This window comes from Brevundimonas sp., assembly GCF_013823285.1.
In the GTDB taxonomy this organism is placed as follows: domain Bacteria; phylum Pseudomonadota; class Alphaproteobacteria; order Caulobacterales; family Caulobacteraceae; genus Brevundimonas.
In genome coordinates this window covers 1-20,130 of sequence record NZ_PNLV01000019.1, presented here as the reverse complement: position 1 = coordinate 20,130, position 20,130 = coordinate 1, and the positions used below count along the sequence as shown (strand labels likewise).

Annotated in this window: 16 protein-coding genes; 9 read left to right on the top strand and 7 right to left on the bottom strand. The window is 68.7% G+C overall.

Features of this window, described 5'->3' with window-relative positions; genetic code table 11:
• Window positions 1-8 precede the first annotated feature (8 nt).
• Complete coding sequence (locus tag C0461_RS04565) at window positions 9-1,793, top strand: acyl-CoA dehydrogenase (RefSeq protein WP_292104353.1); 1,785 nt, start codon at window positions 9-11, stop codon at window positions 1,791-1,793.
• Here C0461_RS04565 and C0461_RS04560 read toward each other — a convergent pair.
• From C0461_RS04560 to C0461_RS04545, 4 genes are read right to left on the bottom strand one after another with little or no spacing between them, the layout of a single operon-like run.
• Window positions 1,790-2,440: an ABC-type transport auxiliary lipoprotein family protein gene (locus tag C0461_RS04560; RefSeq protein ID WP_292104351.1), complete on the bottom strand. Its 651-nt coding sequence runs from the start codon at window positions 2,438-2,440 to the stop codon at window positions 1,790-1,792. The two genes, C0461_RS04565 and C0461_RS04560, sit on opposite strands and share 4 nt — an antisense overlap.
• Window positions 2,437-3,375: an MlaD family protein gene (locus C0461_RS04555; RefSeq protein WP_292104349.1), complete on the bottom strand. Its 939-nt coding sequence runs from the start codon at window positions 3,373-3,375 to the stop codon at window positions 2,437-2,439. The genes C0461_RS04560 and C0461_RS04555 overlap by 4 nt, the downstream gene beginning before the upstream one ends.
• Before the next feature lie 2 nt (window positions 3,376-3,377).
• The gene (locus C0461_RS04550; protein WP_292104347.1) at window positions 3,378-4,178 is read right to left on the bottom strand and encodes an ABC transporter ATP-binding protein; all 801 of its coding nucleotides are present in this window, start codon (window positions 4,176-4,178) and stop codon (window positions 3,378-3,380) included.
• Window positions 4,175-5,287 carry an ABC transporter permease gene (locus C0461_RS04545; RefSeq protein WP_292104346.1) on the bottom strand — a complete coding sequence of 371 codons (1,113 nt, stop codon included), beginning with the start codon at window positions 5,285-5,287 and terminating at the stop codon, window positions 4,175-4,177. Before C0461_RS04545 ends, C0461_RS04550 begins: the two co-directional genes overlap by 4 nt.
• 168 nt (window positions 5,288-5,455) lie before the next feature.
• Between C0461_RS04545 and C0461_RS04540 the strand changes: the two genes are divergently transcribed.
• The 3 genes from C0461_RS04540 (at window position 5,456) to C0461_RS04530 (ending at window position 9,196) form a co-directional block, all read left to right on the top strand.
• On the top strand, window positions 5,456-6,499 hold the full coding sequence (locus C0461_RS04540; RefSeq protein ID WP_292104345.1) for an extracellular solute-binding protein: 1,044 nt from the start codon (window positions 5,456-5,458) through the stop codon (window positions 6,497-6,499).
• An 86-nt stretch (window positions 6,500-6,585) separates the two neighbouring features.
• Entirely contained in the window at window positions 6,586-8,130 is a 1,545-nt protein-coding gene (locus C0461_RS04535) for an ABC transporter permease subunit (RefSeq protein WP_292104344.1), read from the top strand.
• Window positions 8,131-8,149: 19 nt separating this feature from the next.
• Window positions 8,150-9,196, top strand: a complete 1,047-nt coding sequence (locus tag C0461_RS04530) for an ABC transporter ATP-binding protein (RefSeq protein ID WP_292104377.1) — start codon at window positions 8,150-8,152, stop codon at window positions 9,194-9,196.
• Window positions 9,197-9,203: 7 nt separating this feature from the next.
• Here the strand turns inward: C0461_RS04530 and C0461_RS04525 are convergent, their stop codons facing one another.
• Window positions 9,204-10,133, bottom strand: a complete 930-nt coding sequence (locus C0461_RS04525; protein WP_292104343.1) for a flagellin — start codon at window positions 10,131-10,133, stop codon at window positions 9,204-9,206.
• Entirely contained in the window at window positions 10,130-12,244 is a 2,115-nt protein-coding gene (gene flgK / locus C0461_RS04520; protein WP_292104342.1) for a flagellar hook-associated protein FlgK, read from the bottom strand. Before flgK ends, C0461_RS04525 begins: the two co-directional genes overlap by 4 nt.
• Before the next feature lie 383 nt (window positions 12,245-12,627).
• On the opposite strand from flgK, the gene C0461_RS04515 reads away from it, so the two are divergent.
• The 5 genes from C0461_RS04515 (at window position 12,628) to mnmA (ending at window position 18,201) form a co-directional block, all read left to right on the top strand.
• Window positions 12,628-14,214 carry a flagellar hook-length control protein FliK gene (locus C0461_RS04515; RefSeq protein WP_292104341.1) on the top strand — a complete coding sequence of 529 codons (1,587 nt, stop codon included), beginning with the start codon at window positions 12,628-12,630 and terminating at the stop codon, window positions 14,212-14,214.
• Between the two features lie 3 nt (window positions 14,215-14,217).
• Window positions 14,218-14,955, top strand: a complete 738-nt coding sequence (locus C0461_RS04510) for a flagellar hook capping FlgD N-terminal domain-containing protein (RefSeq protein WP_292104339.1) — start codon at window positions 14,218-14,220, stop codon at window positions 14,953-14,955.
• Window positions 14,956-14,989: 34 nt separating this feature from the next.
• A complete protein-coding gene (gene flgE / locus C0461_RS04505) occupies window positions 14,990-16,438 on the top strand; it encodes a flagellar hook protein FlgE (RefSeq protein WP_292104337.1) in 1,449 nt (482 codons plus the stop codon).
• A gap of 170 nt (window positions 16,439-16,608) precedes the next feature.
• Window positions 16,609-16,893, top strand: a complete 285-nt coding sequence (locus C0461_RS04500; RefSeq protein ID WP_292104335.1) for a DUF1153 domain-containing protein — start codon at window positions 16,609-16,611, stop codon at window positions 16,891-16,893.
• Between the two features lie 102 nt (window positions 16,894-16,995).
• Window positions 16,996-18,201, top strand: a complete 1,206-nt coding sequence (mnmA, locus tag C0461_RS04495; RefSeq protein ID WP_292104375.1) for a tRNA 2-thiouridine(34) synthase MnmA — start codon at window positions 16,996-16,998, stop codon at window positions 18,199-18,201.
• 161 nt (window positions 18,202-18,362) lie between these two features.
• On the opposite strand, the gene C0461_RS04490 is transcribed toward mnmA, so the two are convergent.
• The coding region (locus tag C0461_RS04490) for an acyltransferase family protein (protein WP_292104334.1) at window positions 18,363-20,130 on the bottom strand (1,768 nt) is incomplete at its 5' end.

Here is a 20,130-nt window from a genome sequence, read left to right as displayed (position 1 = left end):
AACGCCCCATGACCTTCCGCGCCCCCGTTCGTGACCTGGCCTTCGCCCTCGAAGCCATCGCCGGAATCGAGGAGGTCGCCGCCACCGGCGCCTTCCCCGACTACGATCCCGACCTGATGAGCGCCGTGCTGGACGCCGCGGGCCAGTTTTCGGAACAGGTGCTGGCGCCGCTGAACCGCGTGGGTGACCAGAAGGGGTCGCTCTACGCCAACGGCTCGGTCACCGCCGCGCCGGGCTTCGCCGACGCCTACCGCCAGTTCGCGGCGGGCGGCTGGACCGGCCTGGCCGCCGACCCGGCCCATGGCGGTCAGGGCTTGCCCAAAGCGCTGGAGCTCGCGGCGTTCGAGACGGTGCACGCGGCCAACATGGCCTTTGGCCTGTGCCCCATGCTGTCGCTGGCGGCCATCGAGGCGCTGCAGGAACACGGGACCGAAGCACAGAAGGAGACTTATCTGTCGAAACTGGTGTCCGGCGAATGGACTGGCGCCATGGTGCTGACCGAGCCGCAGGCGGGCACCGACCTGGGATCGCTGACCGCCACCGCCACGCCCAACGGCGACGGGACCTACGCCCTGAACGGCCAGAAGATCTTCATCACCTGGGGCGACCACGACGCCACCGACAACATCGTGCATCTTGTGCTGGCCCGCCTGCCCGACGCCCCCGCTGGCCCCAAGGGGATCAGCCTGTTCCTGGCGTCCAAATATCTGCTCAAGGAAGACGGCGCTCTGGGTGAACGCAACGCCTTCCGCCCGGTGGGCGTCGAGCACAAGCTGGGCATCCACGCCTCGCCCACCTGCGTCATGAGCTATGAGGGCGCCACGGCCGAACTGGTCGGCCAGCCCAATCAGGGCCTGTCGCACATGTTCACCATGATGAACGCCGCCCGCCTTGCGGTGGGGGTCGAGGGCGTCGGCATCGCCGAGCGGGCCTGGCAGGCCGCCTTGGCCTATGCGCTGGACCGCCGTCAGGGCCGCAGCGTCTGGACCGGTGAGAACAACGCCCCGATCTTCGACCATCCCGACGTGCGCCGCATGCTGTCGGTGATGAAGGCCCGGATCGAGGCGGCGCGCGGCATCTGCCTGTCCACCGGCGTCGCCGCCGACCTGGCCCGCCATGCCGCGAGCGAGGAAGATCGCCGCAAGTGGAAGGCGCGCGAGGACCTGTTCACCCCCATCGCCAAGGCCTGGTCCACTGACATGGGGGTCGAGGTGGCGTCAATGGGCGTCCAGGTGCACGGCGGCATGGGCTTCATCGAGGAGACCGGCGCGGCCCAGCATTACCGCGACGCCCGCATCGCCCCGATTTACGAGGGCACCAACGGGGTCCAGGCCATGGATCTGGTGGGCCGCAAGCTGTCCATGGATGGGGGCGAGGCGGCCCGCGCCGTGATCGCCGACATGCGCGGAACCCTGATCGCCATGGCAGGGTTGTTCGAGGGCAAGCCCGTGGAGCGCTTCGCCACCGCCATCACCGCGGTTGAGGACGCCACCCTGTGGCTGATCGACCGCAAGGCCGAGACCGAGGGCGCGGCCGATGTGCTGGCGGCGGCGGACGCTTATCTGCGCCTGATGGGCGACGTCATCGGCGGCTGGATGCTGGCCAAGGGGGCCCTGGCCGCCAGGACACGGCTGGACGCGGGCGAAGGCGACCCCGCCTGGCTGAACGGCAAGATCGCCCTTTACGAGGTCTACGCCGCCAATGTCCTGGGCCACGCCTCGAGCCGTCTGGCCGCAGTCGGCCAGGGCGGCGCACTGCTTCAGCGCATGACGCCGGAGGCGCTGGGCGCCTAGTTCGGTTCAGGCATGGGCGTATTGGCCGCGGCCGCATCGGTCCAGTCGACGATCTGGCCGCTGACATCGGCGGCGGCGGCATCGAAGGCGGCGACGATGGCTGAAACGCGGTTGTCCGAAGCGGGCAGGCTCACAGTGAACAGGCGTTCGTCCACCACCTCCCGGTCCGGAAACTGCAGGATGCGGGCCCGGGCGACGATGTGGGCCACGGGCACGGCGCCTTCGTAGGCGTAGCGCGCCTCGAAGGACCGCACATCGATGTCCAGCGACAGGGCCGAGCGGCTGAACTCGCGCGGCCCGATCAGGCGCGTGTTGCGACTCTGGTCCGAGAAGGCGCCGACGAGAGCCTCCGTGAACAGCTGGTCCGCCGGGCTGACCCAGCGCGCGCCCGAGATATAGGCCGCCTGGGTTCCGGTGATCGCCAGGATGCGGTCGCCTCGCGCGGCCTCGGAAAACTGGATGCGGCGCATGGACACGGGCCGAAGCTGTCCCGTCGGCGCGGGCGGAGCGGCCTGCACCGCCGCCTCGGACGCGCCGAACCGGTACATCTGCACCGGATCAGGCGTGGACAACAGGGCGCAGCCGGCGGTCAGGCCCGCCGCCGCAGCGATGGCGACGACACGTTTCAGAATGAGGGCTCGGCTCATTGTTCGACCTCAAGTTCGATGGATTCCGGGCGACCGATGAAGCCGCGCGGGCTGGAGCGCACGTCGTTCACCAGGCGCTCCAGCGATTCCGCCGCCTCTTCCAGGCTCTGGATGGCGTTGGCGAAGCGCGGCAGGTCGTTGGTGGCGAAGTCGCCGACCGGCCCCTGCAGGCCCTCGGTCGTGTCGCTCAGGGCGCCCATGGCCTGCTCCGCCTGGGCCGCGGCGCGCTCGATGCTGGCGATGGCGCGGGCGCCGTCGCCTTCCACCAGCTGCCGGGCGCTGGCGCCCAGGGCCTCGTACTCGCCGATGGCGCGGTTGGCGCCGGCCAGCGCCTCCTCCAGCTCGCGCAGCATGCCGCGCCGCGCCTCGAGCTCGGTCGTGACCTGCTCCACGTTGCTCAGGCTGGTGGAGAACGAGCGGATGTTGTCGTCGGACAGCACCCGGTTGATGCGGTTCAGCGCGTCAACCGCCTCGGCCAGCACCGTTCCGCCGCCTTGCAGCAGCTCGGCGATGGGGCTGGGCTGACTCTGGATCACCGGTATGACGTTGTCATCATACTGGGCCTTCAGCATGGTGCTGTCAGGGTCGCCGGCGGTGATCTGGATATAGTTCAGACCGGTGATCCCCAAGGGCTCCAGCTGGGCGCGCGACGTGATGCGGATCGGCGTGCCGCCCCCCAGACGTACGCGCGCGATGACCTGATCGGCCTGTTCAGGATCCAGATTCAGGTCGGTCACCTCGCCGACTCGGATGCCGTTGAAGTGGACCTCTCCGCCCTCCTGAAGCCCCCGCACAGGGCCATAGAACACGATGTCATAGACGTCGTACTCATTGGCGAACTGGAACCGGGCCAGCCAGATGACGAACACCGCCAGGGCCGCGACGATCGCGACAGTGGCCATGCCGACGGCGGCGTAATGGGCGTCTCTTTCCATGATTATCCCGCTCTCCTGTCGGGTTTCTCTGTCGTGCTGGCCTTCGCGGCCCTGCCGCGCGGCCCGAGGAAGTATTCCTTGATCCACGGATGGTCGGAACGCTCCAATTCCCCAACCGGCGCCTTCACCACCACCTTTTTATCGGCCAGCACCGCAACCGTGTCGCACACCGCATAGAGGCTATCGAGGTCGTGGGTGATCATGAAGATGCTGAGGTGCAAATCGTCGGACAGGGTGCGGATCAGTTCATCGAAGGCCGCCGCGCCGATGGGGTCCAGCCCCGCCGTCGGTTCGTCCAGAAACAGAAGTTCGGGGTCCAGCGCCAGGGCGCGCGCCAGACCAGCACGTTTCCGCATGCCGCCGGACAGCTCCGCCGGCTTCAGGTGATGGCTTTCCGTGCCCAGGCCCACCATGGCGATCTTCAGCTCGGCCAGCTCGCGGATCGTGTCTCGCGACAGCCTGGTGTGCTCAATCAGGGGTGAAGACACGTTCTCGATCACGGTGAGGGCTGAAAAAAGTGCGCCCTGCTGGAACAGCACGCCCGAGCGACGCTCGGCGTCGGCGTGCTCCTCCTTGGACATCCCGGCGACATCCTTGCCGAACAGACGCACGCGGCCGCCGTCCGGCGTCTTCAGCCCCAGGATGGAGTTGAGCAGCACGGTCTTGCCGGTGCCCGAGCCGCCGACAACTCCCATCACCTCGCCACGTTCCAGTGTCAGGTCCAGATCCTGGTGGACCACGTGGTCGCCAAAGGCGGTGACCATGCCCTCGACCTGGATGACGGGCTCGGCGCGCTCAGTCATACGCCCATCTCCAGGAAGATCAGGGCGAACACCGCGTCGAGGAAGATGATGGCGAAGATGGCCTGGACCACCGCAGCCGTGACCCGGCGGCCCAGGGATTCCACATCCCCGGACACAGCCATGCCCTGACGACAACCGATGGCCGCCACCACGATGGCGAAGACCGGCGCCTTGGACAGGCCCACCCACAGATGCTGTATGCCCACGTTCTGCTCGATACGCTGGATGAAGAAGGCTGGCCCCAGGTTCAGTTGTGACCAACTGACGAGCAGCCCGCCGAGCATTCCCGCGAGCACGGCGATGAAGGTCAGCAGGGGCAGCATGATCAGCAGCGCCGCCAGACGCGGGATCACCAGGGCCTGGAACGGATCCACCCCCATCACCCGCATGGCGTCGACCTCCTGGTTCATCTTCATGGAGCCGATCTCGGCGGCGAAGGCCGATGACGACCGCCCGGCCAGCAGTACGGCGGTGATCACCACCGCGAACTCGCGAAAGACCGAAATGCCGATCAGCTCGACCGCGAAGACCTGGGCGCCGAACTGCTGCAACAGGTCCGCCCCAATGAAGGCGATCACGGCCCCGATGAAGAAGTTGGTGGCGATGACGATGGGGATGGCGTCCAGACCGGCGCGCTCCACATGGCTGACCCAGGCGGCCCACCGGATGCGGCCGGGATGTTTCGCCGCGCTGCCGACGGCCAGAATCAGCTGACCCAGGAAGACCATGCTGAGCATGATCTCGGCCATCACATCGTAGAAGCCATGTCCGATCCGGGCGAAGATGCGGGTGATGGCGTCGGGTCGTTTGGGCGGGGGAGCGGTCCCACGCTCCAGTTTTTCCACCAGCGCATAGATGCGCCCGGCTTCGGGCCGGGATTTCCACGCGGAGGCCGGCAAGGCCTTGCCCGTGGCCTGAACCAGCACCAGAGCCCCGGCGGTGTCGAAGCCGTCCAGATCGCCGATATCCAGCCGATCGACCTGAACCCCGTCCAGGGCCCGGTTCAGCTTCTCGGGGGTGCGGCGCAGGCCCGCAGTGGTCCAGTCGCCGGACAGGCGCAGAACCGCGCCCTTCGCGCCCGAATCAATCTGGAAATCCGCAGCCTTCATGCACGCATCATACCCTGCCCCCGCGCGTCGCCGAATGGCGGAGCTGCGTCCGGACCTAACGTATTGAAAGCTGTTTCCGTTCAGACACAGAAGAACAAGCCGTATCGCCTTCTTGCGATTTATTCTCAATGCCGCTAGGACCACGGCGAACCGAACGAGGAGTCCCCCATGCGCCTTCGCCTGTCCCTGATCGCCGCTGTCGCCGGCGCCGCCGCCCTGGCAGCCTGCGGCCAGAACAATCAGGCCGCCGAGAGCGGCTCCGGTGAAGTGAACCTGTACACCGCGCGTCACTACGATGCGGATCTGGCCCTTTACGAACGCTTCACCGAGGAGACGGGCATCCGCGTCAACCGCATCGAGGGCAATGCCGACCAGTTGATCGCCCGCATGGAGAGCGAGGGCGCAAACAGCCCCGCCGACGTCTTCGTCGCCGCCGACGCGGGCGCCCTGTGGCGCGCCCAGAACGCCGGCCTGTTCCAGCCGGCCAACTCGGAAATCCTGAACGAGGCCATCCCGGAGAATCTGCGCGCGCCCGGCGGCGAATGGTTCGGATTCTCGCGCCGCGCCCGCGTGGTGGCCTACAACGCCGCGACCGTCAGCCCTGACGAGATCGACACCTATGAAGAGCTGGCCTCGCCGCGTTTCCGGGGTCGGCTGTGCGTCCGTTCCGGCGATAACGTCTACAACCTGTCGCTGGTGGGCGCGCTGATCGAGGCCTGGGGCGTGGACAAGACCCGCCAGTGGGTCGAGGGAATCGTGGCCAACATGGCCCGCCAGCCCGAAGGCGGCGACCGTGACCAGATCCGCGCCATCGCCGCCGGCGTCTGCGATGTCGCCCTGACCAACAGCTACTACTATATCCGCATGGCCAACGGCGACGACGCGGGCGACCGCGCCATCACTGAAAATGTTCTGCTGGCCTTCCCCAGCCTGGACGGCCAGGGCAGCCATGTGAACGTCTCCGGCGGCGGCATGGCGGCCAATGCGCCGAACCGCGACAACGCCTTGCGCCTGCTGGAATTCCTGGGTTCCGCGCCCTCCCAGACCCTGGTGTCGCAATACAACAATGAGTTCCCGGCCAGCCCTAACGTGCCGGCGCCCGCCCCGGTGGACGCCTGGGCTGACTTCGCGGCCCATCCCATGCCCGTGTCCGCCTACGGCCCGCGCCAAGCCGAAGCGCAGAGCCTGATCAGCGCGGCGGGCTGGCGATAAGCCCCGTCGCCGCATCCACGGCCGACAGCGCCCGCCCCGTCGCAAGACGGGGCGGGTTTTCGCCTTTCCGGCTCAGTCCCCTGCGCGTGCTGGCCCTGCTGGCCGCGCTCACCGCGATCCTGCCGCTGGTCGGGGTGGTGATGGCCGCCCTGTCCGGCGAAACAGCGGACATCGCCGCCCGCGACCTGACGCGCTACGCCCTGACCTCGGCGGCCCTGGCCCTGATGGTGGCGGTGCTGACCGGGGTGACCGGCTCGGTGGCCGCCTGGCTGGTGGTGATGCACCGCTTTCCCGGCCGCAACCTGTTCGCCTGGGCCCTGGCCCTGCCGCTGGCGGCGCCCGCCTTCGCCGTAGCCTACGCCTACGCTGACCTGTTCGACGTGGCGGGCGACCTGCGCATGTGGATGCGGCCCGCCCTGGGCTTCGACATGCCATTCGAGATGCGCACTCTGTACGGCGCGGCCTTCATTCTCAGCTGCGCCTTCTATCCCTACGTCTATCTGGCCATGCGCGCCGCCTTCGTGAATCAGTCGGTGCATGCGTTGGAGGCTGCACGCACCCTGGGCTGTACGCCGCGTCAGGCGTTCCTGCGCGCAGCCCTGCCCCTGGCCCGTCCGGCGCTGGCCGCCGGCGTGGCCCTGGCGGTGATGGAGACCCTAGCCGACTACGGCGCGGTGCAGTTCCTTGCGGTCCAGACCCTGACCACGGGCGTGGTGCGCGCCTGGTCCGTCTACGGCTCAACAGCGAGCGCGGCCCAGTTCGCCCTGCCGCTTCTGGGCGCGGCGGCCCTGCTGATGTGGCTGGAGCGGTGGGGGCGCAAGGGACGCGGGTTCGAAAGCCCCAGCGCCCGCTGGCGCCCCCTTCCCACTACGGCCCTCGCCGGCGTCAAGGCATGGGGCGCGACCGCGTTCTGCCTGGCGCTTCTGACCTTCGGTTTGCTGCTGCCCGCCGGCTGGCTGGCCTGGTCGTCGCTGGACGTCACGCCCGAATGGCCCCGCATCGGAGGGGCGGCCTGGCGCACCCTGACCATGGGCGCCGTCGGCGCCCTGGTCACCGTCGTGCTGGCGGCGGCGCTGGCCCTTGGCGCGCGCAGCATGCCCCTGGCCGCGAGAATCGCCAGCCTGGGCTACGCCACGCCCGGCGCGGTGATGGCCATCGGCCTGCTCGTGCCCGCCGCGTTCATCTGGCGGACCTTCCCGGGCGCGGCCTCCGGCTTCGGCATGGGCCTCGTGCTGCTGATCTACGCCTATGCCGCGCGCCTCATGGCGGCGGCTCTGGAGCCCATCGACGCGGGCCTGGCCCGGGTCACCCCCAACATGGTCTGGGCCGCGCGCAACCTTGGGCGCAGCGAGGGGGGCGCCGCCCGCGCGGTGCAACTGCCCGTCGCCTGGGGCTCGCTGCTGACCGCGGCCCTGGTCGTCTTCATCGATGTTCTGAAGGAGTTGCCGGCCACCCTGATCCTGCGGCCGTTCAATTTCGACACCCTGGCGGTGCTGGCCAACAACTATGCGCTGGATGAACGCCTGCCCCAGGCGGGCTGGCCGTCCCTGATCATCGTTCTCATGGCCCTGCCTGCGGTGGTATGGCTGACGCGGAAGGTCGCCGCCTCGCGCCCCGGCGCCCCCGCCTGATCGGACCCGCCCCTTGGATATGCACGTCAACGCCAGCCCCGCCCTCGCCCAGCCCGCCCTGTCCGCGCGGGGCGTGGCGCGGCGTTATGGGCCCAAGACGGCGGTTGAAGGCGCGGACCTCGACCTGCGCCCGGGCCGCATCACCTGCCTGCTGGGGCCGTCCGGTTGCGGCAAGTCCACCCTGCTGCGCCTGATCGCGGGACTGGAGCCTGCGGACGAGGGCGAGATCCTCGCCGGCGGCCAGACGCTGTCCGGTCCCGGCGTCCACGTGCCGCCAGAACAGCGGGGCGTGGGGCTGGTTTTTCAGGATTATGCGCTGTTCCCCCACCTGAGCGTGCTCGCCAACGTCGCGTTCGGCCTGAAGCACCGGCCGCGCAAGGAGCGCAACGCCCGCGCCCTGGCCCTCCTGGAGAAGGTCAGGCTGGCGGCGCGCGCCGACGCCTGGCCGCACATGCTGTCGGGCGGCGAGCAGCAACGGGTGGCCCTGGCCCGCGCCTTGGCCCGCGAGCCCGCCGCCGTGCTTCTGGACGAACCCTTCTCGGGGCTGGACAGCCATCTGAAGGCCGAGGTGCGCCAGACCCTCCTGTCGGCCCTGCGCGCGGCGGGGGCCGCGGTCCTGATCGTCACCCACGACGCCGAGGAAGCCCTGCTCATGGCCGACGACCTGGCCCTGATGAGCGAAGGCCGCATCCTGCAGGTCGGCGAGCCTCGCCACTGCTATCTCAATCCGGTCAGCATGGCGGCGGCGCGTCTTCTGGGGGAGGCCAACGCCCTGCCCGCACGCATCATTGGCGGGGTGGCGGAAACCGCATTCGGGGATGTGCCCGCGCCCGGCCTGCCCGACGGGGCGGGAATGGTCATGGTGCGGCCGGAAGGCCTGCGCCTGTGGCTCGAGGGCGCCCCGGCCGAGATCGTCTCCACCGCCTTCGGCGGCGGCTTTCACGAGGTGACCGTGGTCGCCGCCGGCCAGACTGCGCGCCTCAGGCTGCACGGCGGCGTGCCGGCGGTTGGCGAGCAGGTGTTCGTGACCATCGACGCTGACCGCGCGCGGGTGTTCGCCGCCTGAATCGAGGCTAGAACCGCAACAGGTTCAGCAGGGATGAGGACTGAAGCTGGCTGATGACCTGAGCCGAAGCCTGGATCGAGAACTGGGACATCTGAAGGTCAGTCACAGCCTTGGCCATGTCGGCGTCGGTGCGGTCGCTGATCAACTCCCGCAGCGACATCTGCTGATTGTCGTGGGACGTCAGGATCGAGTCCACGCGCGCCTGAATCGCCCCCGAGCGCGCCGCCACGTCGATGACGTTGCTGTGGGCGGCACGCAGCCGGCCCAGCTGGGTGGTGAGGAAGTCGCGCGTTGCGTCGTCGATCTGGCCATTGAGGGGGCCGTTGGGTCCGGTGTGGTATTCCTGAATCTCGCGGAAGATCTGGAACAGCTCGGTCCCCACCTCATTGGCCAGGAAACCGGTCTGGAGGGTGGCGTTCTCATCCAGTCGGGAGACCGTCGCCAGTCCGTCATTGACGAAGACCGAGGCCACATCCGGCGCTGCGGCCAGATCGGCCAGGATGTCGACGGTGACCGGCTGATTCTGGGTGTCGGCCCCGGCGAACAGGTAACGGCCCTGGTGCTTGGCGTTGAGCCCGTCCTGGGCGGTCTGGAAATAGGACTGCATCTCCAGCATCAACCCGTCGGCGCGGCCGGCCGCGATGGCCTCGGCGATGGCCTGTCGAGCGCCGTCGGCTCCGGCGGCGATCCTGTCGAAGGCAAGCGCCTGGCTGGTCATGCGCGCGGCCACGGCCTCGCCGGTCTGGATGAAGCCGTTGATGCGGCTTTGCGCCGACTTCAGCGCCGTCAGGGTTTCAGCGCCCCGGCCATAGCCTGTCAGATCATCCGCGACCTTCTCGGTGGCCAGGCGTTTCTGGGCCTCCAGCCCGCGCGACTGGGCCGCCATCAGATTGAGCAGGGCGCTCTGGTAGTTTCCAAAGGTGGACACACGGGTCATCGCATCATCCCCATCAGGGTGTCATACATGTCGCTGGCCGCCTGTATAAGGCGCGCCGAGGCGTTGAAGGCCTGCTGATAGGTGGTCATCAGCACAAGCTCCTCGTCCAGGTTCACGCCTTCCTGCGCCGTCTGGCGGGCGGTGGCCTCGTTGTAGAGCCCCTGCGAAGCTTCCTGCCGGGCCTTGGCGATTGACGCCTTGGCGCCGATGTCGCCAGCCATTTCCGATGCGTAGCGCGAGATGGAGATGGGGCCGCCCGAAGCTCCTCCGGCGGCCTGGAAAGCGGCGGCGTGCTGGCCGGCGTCCGCCAGCAGCAGTGCACCGCGCCCGTCGCCCGAGGACAAGGCCGAGGTTCCCGGCGCCGCGCCCAGGTCCAGTTGGGCCAGGGCGAGATGGCCAGGGCTCTGGTGAATATCCGCGCGGATCGAGAAGCCGTCCGCCCGTGAAGCCCGCGCGCCGCCAATGCCGAACAGTTCGGTGAGTGAGACGCCCGAGGGAACCTGGGTGGTGCGATCCTCGAGCACCGACAGTTGCGGCGCGGGGGTTCGCGTGGGGCTGAAGGTCAGCGCGCCCGATGCGTCCAGTGAGAAGCTGCCGAAATAGCCCACCCCTGTGGTGGAATCATTCAGGGCGGTCAGCAGGTCATTCACTGTCCCGCCCGCCGGGATCGCAATCTCGATGTCGCGCAGACGCGCGCCGGTCTCGCCGGTGAAGCGGAGCTTAAGGGTCTCTCCGGCCGTGAAGCCGTGAGGCGAGGTCAGGGTCAGACCGCTGTCATAGAGCGCCAGCCGATCGGTGGACACCAGATCGTTCAGGCCGAAGAAGTGCGAAAATCCGCGCCCGGTCTTTCTGGACGGATCGTCCGGATCGTCGGCCACGACCACGCCATTCCCGGCTCCAGCCTCCAGGCTCAGCACCCCGCCCGTGAAGCTGGCGGTGGCGGCGCCGCCCAGTTCGGCGTTCAGCACCGCCAGGAAGGTGGCCGGGGTCGCCGCCGCGCCATTGACCGTCATGGTCCCGCCCGAGAAGACGATCTCGACCTGGTTCTGGATCACGCCGGCCGCATCGACCACGGCGATGTTGGTGGTTCCGGCAAAGCCGGCGATGGCGTTCTCGAAGGACTGGCCCACGTTCCGCCCGGTCAGGCTGGCGGGGGCGGGCACAGCGCTGTTGGCGTTATGGGCGCGGTTCAGTTCGTCGGCCACCCGCGTGACCAGTTCCGCCAGGCGCTCGGTCGCGGCCGGGGCGTCGACATTGCGCAACTCCAGCAGCCCCCTGATCTCGCCCGAGGTGATGTTCTCGGCGAGGGACCGCTTGGTGCCGCGCGGCTCGGTGACCCAGATTTCGGAGAAGGCGCTCTCGCTGTTGACCGACCCGGCGCGCTGATATTCCAGGGTGGCGTACCCGTCCCCGGCCAGCAGCACGCCGGCGGAAGTGCGGACGCTGACCCCGCCCTGGGTGCGGGCCGCAACGCGGACATCCATCAGTTCGGAGAGCTCGCCGATCAGCCTGGACTGGGCGCTTTCGGCTCCGGAGGCGTCGGCGCCCGTCACCGAGGCGCGGGAGATCTCGATGTTCAGCGCCTCGATCTGCTGCAGCAGTAGGTTGGCGCCTTCCACCGCGCTCTTTATGCGCCCATCCGCGTCTTCGCGCACGGCCTGGATCTGGGTGTGGATCCGGGCGGCCTCGTCGAACAGGGACTGCGCGCGGAACAGGGCCTCCTGCCTGCGGGGCGAAGAGATGGGGTCCTCGGCCGCAACGGCGAAGGCCGAGAACATCTGGTCCACCTGGCTGAAGAAGTCTGTCCCGCCGCTCGGGTTGCCAAACAGGCTCTGGATGCGGTCGAACAATTCGTAGCGCACGCCCTGGCGCGCGGCCTCGGCCCCCGCGCTGAAGCTTGCGGCCTGGAGAAAGCGGTCGGTGGCCAGGCGCACCCGCGAGATCTCGACCCCGGCGCCCATGCCCTGTGTCGTCATGGCCCGCTGTTCCGCCACCTTTCGCACATAGCCGGGCGTGTTGACGTTGGCGACGTTGTCCGAAACCACCCGCAACTGACCCTGGGCCGTCATCAGGCCCGAGGTGGCGGTGTTCATGATCATGTTCAGGGACATGCGCGCACACTTTCAGCATCATGACCCGGCAAAGCCTGCTGGCGCCCGGGCGTTTTTTGCCCGGCCCTGTCCAGTCCACATTTGCTCAAGTCATTGATCATCATGACATTCTCAATTCACGGCGGTCAGCCGCGTGGAGCAGAGCGCAAGGGCCGGGCCAGTCGGCGGGAGAACAGGCGCCGGGCAAGAAAGGGTGCGCGACACGGCAAAAAGCGCCCCTCTGGCCGAAAGAGCCGCGCCATGGAATTCTGATTTTCTTTCATTCAATCAGCAGCTTGTGAGTTTCCGGCCTTTGTGGCGCGGCCGTTGCTTGGGACGTCCACGTGAAATTCCGGGCGCAGCACGCGCCGCCTCATTCCTCACGTTTCAAGGCCGCCCGGTCCATGTCAGCGCTCGACCTGTTCGCCATGCTGAACGCCCCTCTTCCGGGGAGCGGGACCGGTGCGTCCGCGTCCGGCCAGGCTGACAGTCAGGCCGGGGGCGCCTTCGCCGGGCTGCTGGCCATGATGGCGTCGAAGGGCGAAGGAAAAAGCGAAACGGCGACCGCCTCGACGACGGCCAGCGCCGGCATGTCCCTGGCGCCGTTCCGTTTCAATGGGTCGGCATCCCCTGCCGCGTCTGACGGCGCCCCGGCGGAGCCCCCCGGAGCCGGGGATGGCGAAGGCGTCGCGCTTGATGCGGAGGCCGCCGTGCAGGCCGGGCTCATAGTCCCGCCGCCGAACCCCGCGCCTCCCCCGGCCGTCCCGACGCTCCTGACCGGCGCCCCGGCCGGCGCCACCGAGGCCACGCCGGCCCCGGCCGCGCCCGAGGCGACCCCGGTGGCCGAAGCGCCCTCGCCCCCGCCCCCGCCCCCGGTTCAGGTTTCGCCCGACGCAGGCCCGGCGCGCCCCGCTCACGCGGCCGATGGCGCCCTCCCGGCGGCGGCCGGCCAGCTTCAGGCTCCGACGCCGGGGGGCGTCGAGCCCGGCGTCGCCCCCTTGATCGCCTCGCCACCAAGGGCCCAAGGCGCCCAGACGCAGCAGACGACGCAGACGACACAGACCGTCCCTTCTTCGACTCCGGGCGCCCTTGCCGCACCAGCGGAGGGCGATGCGCCCCCCGATTCCACGCCTGAACCGATCCGAACGGCCTCGGTCGCCGACGCCCGCGCCGCGACGGAGGCCGTACGCGCCGCCGGTCAGCAGACGGCGACGACCGCACTCGCCCCGGAAGCCGGGCGGCTGGTCCAGCCGCGCCCCGACACGGTCCAGAGCGACCGACGCGGCGACCGACGCGAAGGCGAGGGCCGCACCGCCCTGTTCACCACACCCGAGTCCGGGGAGGTGCCCCGGTCTTCCGTCGCCGCGCCCACACCGACCAACCCCGCTGTCACGGTGCCGCCTCCACCCCGTCCGGGGACCGCACCGGTAGAGGCGCGCGCTGAAGCCACGCCCATCGCGACTGCCCCGACGACGCCTGACGGTGAAGCGGCTCCCGAGCCGGTTCGCGCCGTCGAAAGCCAGAGCGCCGCGTCGGTCCGCGATCACCTGCCGAGCACCCTTGCGCGAGCGGGCGTCGAGACGGCCGCCATGCTGTCCGCACAGATCGTGCGGCGGCTGGAGGCCCGCTCCACCCGCTTCGACATGGTGCTGACGCCAGCGCATCTGGGCCGGGTCGACGTCCGCATGGAGGTGGACTCCGACGGCCAGCTCACGGCGCGCCTTGTCTTTGACAACCCGGCCGCCGCCGCAGAGTTGCGCGGCCGCGCCGACGAACTGCGGCGCCAACTGGAGGCGGCGGGCTTCCAGATATCCGACAGTTCACTGGAGTTCGCCGAGCGTGACGGCGGACGGCGCGAGCATCCCTTTGACCGGCGCGACCGCGCCTTCTCCGGCGCCGGGCGTCTGGCGGACACAGCCGACGCCGTGTCCGCGCCCCCGCGCTGGACCACCCTCAGCCTGGCGCCCGAGGGCGTCGACATGAAAGTCTGACCCATGGTTGACGCCATCTCCACAGCCCAGGCTGGCAGTCGGATGAATGCCGGCAGCCAGATGCTGGCCTCGAACTTCGAGACCTTTCTTCTGCTTTTGACCGCCCAGCTGAAGAACCAGGATCCGTTGTCGCCGATGGATTCCAACCAGTTCACCGGCCAGCTGACCCAGATGGCCGGGGTCGAGCAACAACTGCTCACCAACGATCTGCTGACCGCCCTGCTGGAACAGAGCGGCGGCGGGGCCATGACGGGGGCCGCCAACTACATCGGCCGCGAGGCCACCGCCGCCTGGGAGGCCGTGAAGTATCAGAATGGCGAGGCCACCTGGAGCTATGAACTGGCGGCCAACGCCGCCGACGTGACGGTGCAGGTGCTGAACGGCAATGGGGACGTGGTCTGGACCGGCAAGGCCGACCAGACCGCCGAGGGCATCCACGACTTCACCTGGAACGGTCAGACCACCGGCGGCGGCCAGGTTCAGGAGGGCGGTGTCTACACCCTGCGCGTGACCGCAGCCTCGGCAGGCGGCACTGCGGTGGATTCACAGGTTCTGATCCGCGGCCGCGTCACCGGAGTCGAACTGTATGACGGCCAGCCCTACCTGACCATCGGCCGCTCGGTGGTGCCCCTGACCCATGTCATCGCCCTGGAGGAACAGGCCCAGGCTCAACTTCCGCCCGACGAGGACGAGGAGAGCCTGCTGGCCTCCATCGCCTCGGCGCTGAACCCCTTCAACTGACACCAGCCAACCATTTCTTCCCAGGAGTTCTCTCATGAGCATCAATAGCGCGCTTCTCGCCGGCGTCTCGGGCCTCTCCGCCAACTCGGCCGCCCTGTCCGCCATTTCCCAGAACATCGCCAATGTGAACACCATCGGGTACAAGCGGGCCCAGGGCGAGTTCCAGACCATGGTCAACGCCCAGAATCAGGGTTCCGGCTATTCGGCGGGCGGCGTCATGTCCACCACTCGCAACTTCATCAGCCAGGCCGGCCAGTTGCAGCGGACCAGTTCGTCCACGGATCTGGGCATCTCGGGCTCGGGCTTCTTCGTGGTGGCCGAGCGCTCGGAAAACCTGACCCCCGCCGACACCCGTCTGTTCACCCGCGCCGGCGCCTTCCGCGTGGATGAGATGGGCTATCTGAAGAACACGGGCGGCCTCTATCTGCAGGGCTGGCCGGTGGACAGCGAAGGCAACATCAACACCGATCCGTCAGATCTGAACCGCCTGCGCTCCATCAATGTCGGCACCGTCGGCGGCACGGCCGAAGCCACCACCCGGGTCCAGCTGAACGCCAACCTGCGGTCCAGCCAGGTCGTGTCCCCCGAAGCCCTGGCCGTCACGACAGCAGGGCCCAACGCCTATGACCCCGCCACCAACTCCATGGCCATGTGGGACCCCGAAACCGGCACCGGCGTGCGCCCGGACTTCGAACTGACCATCCCGGTGTCCGACTCCAAGGGCGGCCAACGCAGCCTGGCGGTGTCCTTCCTCAAGAGCGACGTTCCCAACCAGTGGTACGCCGAGATCCGCGCCATTCCCGCCGATGACGTCGTCACCGGCGCGGGCCTGACCAACGGCCAGCTGCGCTCCGGCCTCATCGCCTTCACCCAGGACGGCCGGCTGGACGTCCCGGCGATGCAGGCCCTGGGCGCCGCAGCCCTGTTCGACGATCCGGAGGCCGCGAGCCTGACCTTCGGCGCCTCGGACAGCGGCGCCCCGGCCGCGGGAGAATTCCGCTGGGCCGACGAGCTGGGCATCCAGAACCAGACGATCACCTTCGACCTCAACGCCTCGGCCGGCGGTCTGACCCAGTACGACAGCGCCTCCGTGGTGCAGGCGACCCTGACCAACGGCACCGCCTTCGGCAATCTGACCGACATCCAGATCAACGAAGAGGGTTTCGTCACCGCCATTTTCGACAATGGCGTGATGCGCAAGATCGCCCAGGTCGCCCTGGCCACCTTCCCCAGCCCCGACAGCCTCAGCCCGGTGAACGGCAACGCCTATCGCGTCACCCAGGGCAGCGGCACCTACAACCTCAAGGCGCCCGGCTCGGGCGGGGCCGGCTTCATCGGCGCCTCGCAGCTGGAGGCCTCGACGGTGGACCTGTCCACCGAGTTCACAGGGCTGATCACGACCCAGCGCGCCTATTCGGCTTCGTCCAAGATCATCACCACGGCGGACGAGATGCTGGAGGAACTGCTGCGGATCAAACGCTGATACGCGGGCAAGTAATCGTTAGAGTCGATGAATCATTGCCTAAGCAAACCGGGTGGAATCCCTTGGGAAACGGTGGATTTTATCTTTCTGTTCACCAAGGCGCTTAAGCGGCCTTTTAGGGCGTCGGCCTATGCTCATGACCGTGATGGTGACGTACGAGGCTCAAGCCCATGCTGAAAGAACAGCGCCTAAATAACCGCGGCGAGAAGTATGTGGTGGGCCCGACGGGCACCCCGCTGACCCTCGCCGACCTGCCGCCGCCCAACACCGATCGTTGGGTCATCCGCCGCAAGGCGGAGGTGGTCGCCGCCGTGCGCGGCGGTCTGATCTCGCTCGAGGACGCCCTTGAGCGCTATCGTCTGACCGCCGAGGAATTCATCGCCTGGCAGAAGGCGATCGACAAATGGGGCATGCAGGGCCTGCGCACCACGCGCATCCAGCATTACCGCCAGTAGTCGCGGTTTCTCCGAAGGTTTCAGGGCCGTGTCCGAAAGGACGCGGCCCTTTCCTTTGGCCGCAGCCTCGAATTTTCCCTCTTTAACCCCTAAATGGCGCCCATGACCCTGATGGAGCCCCTCTGCCCTGTGCCTGACATCGCCCGCGCCGACATGGACGCGGCGGTCGAGGCCGCGCGCGCGGCCGTGGGCCTGCCCGTGGGCGCGCGGGTGGTGGCGGCCATGTCGGGCGGGGTGGACTCCACCGTCGTGGCGGCCCTGCTGGCGAAGGCCGGCTACGACGTGGTGGGCGTGACGCTGCAGCTTTACGACCACGGCGCGGCCCTCAAGAAAAAGGGCGCCTGCTGCGCCGGCCAGGACATCCACGACGCCCGGCTGGCCGCCGAAATGATCGGCATCCCCCACTATGTGCTGGATTATGAAAGCCGCTTCCGCGATGCGGTCATCGACCAGTTCGCCGACAGCTATCTGCGCGGCCAGACTCCGGTGCCCTGCATCCGCTGCAATCAGACGGTGAAGTTCCGCGACCTGCTAGACGTGGCCCGCGACCTGGGCGCCGAGGCCATGGCCACCGGCCACTATGTGCGCCGCGCCATCGGGCCCGACGGCCGCGTCCAGATGCGCAAGGCGGTCGATCACTCCCGCGACCAGTCCTATTTCCTGTTCGCCACCACGGCGGACCAACTGGACTATCTGCGCTTTCCCCTGGCCGATCTGGACAAGCCCCAGGTGCGCGGCGTGGCGGCCGAGCTGGGCCTGAAGATCGCGGCCAAGCCAGACAGCCAGGACATCTGTTTCGTGCCCACCGGCGACTACCGCACCCTGATCGACCGGCTCCGGCCGCAGGGGCGCGAGGCCGGCGAGATCGTCCACATGGACGGCCGCGTGCTGGGCACGCACGCGGGCATCACCGACTACACCATCGGCCAGCGCCGCGGTCTGAACGTGGCGGTGGGCGAGCCCCTCTTCGTCGTCAAGCTGGACCCGGAAACCCGCCGCGTCATCGTCGGCCCGCGCGAGGCGCTGCTGACCGCGTCCCTGACGCTGGAGGAAACCAACTGGCTGGGCGACCAGGCATCCATCGAGGAAGCGGCCCGCGACGGCGCGGCCGTGCTGGCCCGCGTGCGCTCCACCCGCGATCCCTCCCCCGCCCGCCTTGCCATGGAAGACGGCGCGGTGGCCGTGGTGTTCCATGAGGGCGAGGAAGGCGTGGCCCCGGGCCAGGCCTGCGTCCTCTACGACCCCGCCGATCCCGACCGCCTTCTGGGCGGCGGCTTCATCAAGGGCACCACGGCGGTGGCGGTTTAGGGTCCCACTGCTCAGGATTTCACATCCGCTCATCCCCGCGAAAGCGGGGACCCAGTCCTGTCCAGCGTGGCGCCGGAGCTTCAGGACTGACGGATGTCACCTGATCCTGATCCGCTGCAACACCCAAAGCACTGGGCCCCCGCTTTCGCGGGGATGAGCGGTCAGGGATTCCTGCCTGCGATCCGGTCCAGCACGGGCATCAGTTCGTCCCTCAGCATCGACGCCAGCGAGCGGGCGTAGGTCGACCCGAAATGGTGTGTGTCGTGATAGACCATGACGTTGCCCACCACCGCCGGACAGGTGGTCTCGTCACAGAAGAAGCGCGAGAAATCGAGCGGATACAGACCCTCGATCTCCGTCACCTGCAGCGTCGGGTTCTCCGGCGACAGCAGATCAACCCGCGCCCGTGAGCAGCGCGCCGCGCCCCGGCCGAACCGCTCCACGCACTCGGCCACATCGAACTGGAACCACGGGGTGTCGCGCATGCCGACGATGGGAATGCCCAGCGCCTCCAGCGCGCGCCAGCGTTCGATGTAGCCCGGCGCGATCTCATCGGCCGCATATTCGCCGCGGGTGGTGGTGGTGAAGACCGCGTCGGGGCGGATACGCTCCAGCTCGGCCATGACATTGCGGTTCCATTGGGCACAGGACGGCGGCTCGTGCGGCTCGGGCGTCTCGCGGAACAGGCAGGCGCTCTTGGTGAAGATCATCAGCTTCCAGTCCGATCCCTCCACCGCGCCCAGCAAGGCCGGGAACCACTGGGTCACGTGCGAGCCGCCCACCACCGCCAGGGTATGGGGCGCGTCCGGGTCGCCATAGACGCAGTTGGGCGTGGCGGTCCCGGTCTCGGACTGGTGGCAGCCGTTGTCATAGAGCTCGGGCCGGTCGGCGCGCACGGTGAACGGGCCGGGGGTCACCGGCGCTTCCGGGATGTCGCGGCCGAAGGCGGCGGCGCCAGGGTATGCGTCCGCATCCGCCAGCCGCGCCCATTCGGCGCGGGCCTGGAATTTGGTGTAGCCGATCCAGCCCACGGCGACCCCGCCGGCCACGGCCACCGTGGCCGCCCCGGCGATCACGATGCGCCAGGGTTTTGCATCGCTGAGATACCGCGTCGGTCCCTCGATGAAGCGCAGGGTCAGGTCGGCCGCCAGGATGGACACGCCCATGATGACCAGACCCGCCAGCGGCGTGGCCACGGTGCGCTCGCTGATCGCCAGATAGGCCAGCAGGATCGGCCAGTGCCACAGATAAAGCCCGTAGGACCGGTCCCCCAGCCAGGTGAACGGACGGCTGCCCAGCAGCCGCGCCACGCCGTAGCGGCTGACGCCCAGTCCGCCGATCAGCACCATGGCCGCGCCCAGCGTCGGCCACAGGGCCGCATAGCCGGGAAACACGGTGGAGACCTGCAGCAGAAATCCGCACGACACGATCAGGGCCAGGCCCAGCCAGCCGACGATCAGCCGCATCCCCTCGCCCAGCTTCAGCCGCGGCAGGATCAGGGCGACGATGCCGCCCAGGGCGAACTCCCACAGCCGGGCGAAGGTGTCGAAATAGGCGGCGGGCTGATCCCGCGCCGTATGGATCACCGACCAGGCCAGCGAGCCCGCGAACATCAGGATCAGGAACCCCGTCACCGCCTTGGTGCGGTCGATAGCGGTCTTGCCCAGCGCCCAGGCCAGGCCCCACATGGCCACCCCGAAGAAGGCCAGCGCCTGAACCTGAACCGCCATAGCCCAGTAGTGCTGGACCGGCGGGGTGGCCGCGTCGCGGGTCAGATAGTCGGTGGAGAACCTGATCAGATACCAGTTCTCCAGATAGGCGGCCGAGGCGATCACATGCTTGGCGTAGGGCTCCCACCGCACGCCTGGCGCCCACAGCGGCGCGGTCAGGACGATGACCACCAGCACGAACAGGGACGCGGGCAGCAGG

Bases quoted from the DNA above. Each gene is read 5' to 3' on its own strand.
- C0461_RS04555 (WP_292104349.1), bottom strand. From the start codon at position 3,375: ATGGAAAGAGACGCCCATTACGCCGCCGTCGGCATGGCCACTGTCGCG.
- C0461_RS04510 (WP_292104339.1), top strand. From the start codon at position 14,218: ATGGTTGACGCCATCTCCACAGCCCAGGCTGGCAGTCGGATGAATGCC.
- C0461_RS04515 (WP_292104341.1), top strand. From the start codon at position 12,628: ATGTCAGCGCTCGACCTGTTCGCCATGCTGAACGCCCCTCTTCCGGGG.
- C0461_RS04545 (WP_292104346.1), bottom strand. From the start codon at position 5,287: ATGAAGGCTGCGGATTTCCAGATTGATTCGGGCGCGAAGGGCGCGGTT.
- flgK (WP_292104342.1), bottom strand. From the start codon at position 12,244: ATGTCCCTGAACATGATCATGAACACCGCCACCTCGGGCCTGATGACG.
- C0461_RS04500 (WP_292104335.1), top strand. From the start codon at position 16,609: ATGCTGAAAGAACAGCGCCTAAATAACCGCGGCGAGAAGTATGTGGTG.
- C0461_RS04530 (WP_292104377.1), top strand. From the start codon at position 8,150: ATGCACGTCAACGCCAGCCCCGCCCTCGCCCAGCCCGCCCTGTCCGCG.
- flgE (WP_292104337.1), top strand. From the start codon at position 14,990: ATGAGCATCAATAGCGCGCTTCTCGCCGGCGTCTCGGGCCTCTCCGCC.
- C0461_RS04525 (WP_292104343.1), bottom strand. From the start codon at position 10,133: ATGACCCGTGTGTCCACCTTTGGAAACTACCAGAGCGCCCTGCTCAAT.
- C0461_RS04540 (WP_292104345.1), top strand. From the start codon at position 5,456: ATGCGCCTTCGCCTGTCCCTGATCGCCGCTGTCGCCGGCGCCGCCGCC.
- C0461_RS04550 (WP_292104347.1), bottom strand. From the start codon at position 4,178: ATGACTGAGCGCGCCGAGCCCGTCATCCAGGTCGAGGGCATGGTCACC.
- C0461_RS04565 (WP_292104353.1), top strand. From the start codon at position 9: ATGACCTTCCGCGCCCCCGTTCGTGACCTGGCCTTCGCCCTCGAAGCC.
- C0461_RS04560 (WP_292104351.1), bottom strand. From the start codon at position 2,440: ATGAGCCGAGCCCTCATTCTGAAACGTGTCGTCGCCATCGCTGCGGCG.
- mnmA (WP_292104375.1), top strand. From the start codon at position 16,996: ATGACCCTGATGGAGCCCCTCTGCCCTGTGCCTGACATCGCCCGCGCC.